The 1834-nt window shown below is 68.4% G+C and carries 2 protein-coding genes; both read right to left on the minus strand.

The window, feature by feature from the left end; genetic code table 11:
* On the minus strand, positions 1-553 hold a 553-nt coding region (locus G4D87_RS37295; RefSeq protein ID WP_163787524.1), incomplete at its 3' end, for a hypothetical protein.
* 42 nt (positions 554-595) lie between these two features.
* Positions 596-1807 carry a hypothetical protein gene (locus G4D87_RS37300; protein ID WP_163787525.1) on the minus strand — a complete coding sequence of 404 codons (1212 nt, stop codon included), beginning with the start codon at positions 1805-1807 and terminating at the stop codon, positions 596-598.
* Positions 1808-1834: the final 27 nt, after the last annotated feature.

Genomic DNA, 1834 nt, shown 5'->3' on the forward strand with positions numbered 1-1834 from the left:
GGGCAAAGGGCTCCAATAAGGAGTCCGCTGCGATGACAAATACCCGCTCCAGCCCCGCTTCAAACCACCGCAGCGACTGCTGCACTGCACCGGCGGTACCGGCATGCCCCAGGGCGACCACATGCTGGTGCCGTGCGAGAATGGGCCACTGAAGGACCTTGAGCATCGGCCGGAGGTAGCGCTGCGCGAGAAACGCGTCGGGTGGTGCAGGCGGGCTCTCGACGGTGTGAATGGGATGGGGGGCCACGACCACCATCCCCGTCTGCTGCCAGGCACGAGTATCATCCGGCGCTGGCAATGGCGTCCCCACGAGCAGGTCGCGCAGTGCGCCCCGGGCCAACCGCATCCACCTGCCTGTCCCGACGAAGCCTTCCGTGAATCCGTGAATCGGGTGCGCGGTCAGCGGCACGGTTGCCTGGGAGCTCTCATCCAGCACTCGAACGTGGTGCAGCGGCCGAGGCCGGGTGACTCCGGCGCGGATGGCGGCGGCCGCTGCGGGCGCCGAGTGCCCCACGGAGGTCACGGCGCCCAACCCAGTGATGAGGATTTCCATGGAAGAATCTCCCGCCGTCAGCGAAAGGCGGATGGCCCCTCATCACCGGGTGATGAGGGAGCGAAAGGAGCGAGGCACGGCGCCAAGTGCCTTGGGTCGCAGCGCGGACAGCACACGCGTCTGGCTCCAGGCCCAGCTACGCGTGTCGAGATGAAAGGCCCCCGCCGTGCGGATGGCCATCTCCCACGCAAGCACCGCCCGGCGGTGCATGGGCTCCTGGAACAGTGACTTAAAGGCGACCTCTGGCGTCCAGGGAACTCCTCGGAGGTACCTCCGTCCTGGCTCAAAGCGGGACCGGGCCTCACGCCACCATGCCTCGATGGCCGATACCCGCCAAACGTGCCGCGGAAAGCGCGGAGGCCCGAGCCCGTTGGCCACGATTTCCTCTCCGGGTGTCACCTCTTCGTCAGCGTCGACGTCCGAATCTGGCGCGTGGGGCGCTCCGACAGCCAACGGCATGCCCGTGATGGCGGCGAACGCGTCCGCGGCAAGCCCGCCGGACGCCTCCACCTCCCCCAACAGGGCGTCCGCTGCCGAACGCTGGCCACTGAAACCCAACGCCCAGAGGGCGGCCTCCCGTGAGCCGGGCGCCACCAGTGCCGAGCCCAGCAGACTCAGGTCAGCGGCATCCCCGCCCATCGCCAGAGCCAGCAAAGCGTGGGTGACTCCAGGGCCACCGGACTCCGCAACCTGCCGACAACGAAGCCAGGCACTCTGGAAGCCCAACACGAGCCCGGTCTCCATGGCCGCTTCGAGTACGGGCGCTCGCGCGTCACGCAGCCGCCGCTCGGTCAGGGGCTTCGACACACTCCGGTCCGTAAAGCGCGCGGCCCTCAGCACGGAGGCCAACAGCGTCGGCTCGGCATCACTCGGAACGTGGCGAAGCAACCCACCTGGGTCGGCTCCCCGGGCCCCCAAGCAATCGAACACCGCAGGCCAGAAGTCCGGATTCAGCACGGGCAGCATGCGAGACAGCTCCGAATCCAGCCCGGCCCGCTCGCAAAGCCCGACCGCACGCAGCATGTCTGGCCCCGACTCCATGTCCCGCGCGCTCAAGCGTTCCCAGAACACCTGTGCATCCCGTGGCTCAGGCGAGGCCAGCAACACGTGAGCCGCGGCACGAGCTCGTCCCGGCTCTCCAGACTCGAGCGCCGGAAGCAGAAGTCTGTGGACTGCAACGTTCCCCGCCAATGAGAGCCCCTCCAGGTGGGCCAGGAGCCGCACCTCATCCCCCGCCGCCACCTCGGCGAGCACGAAGTCAGGTGAACTCAGTGACCGCTG

The organism is Myxococcus vastator (assembly GCF_010894475.1).
Classification (GTDB): Bacteria; Myxococcota; Myxococcia; order Myxococcales; family Myxococcaceae; genus Myxococcus; species Myxococcus vastator.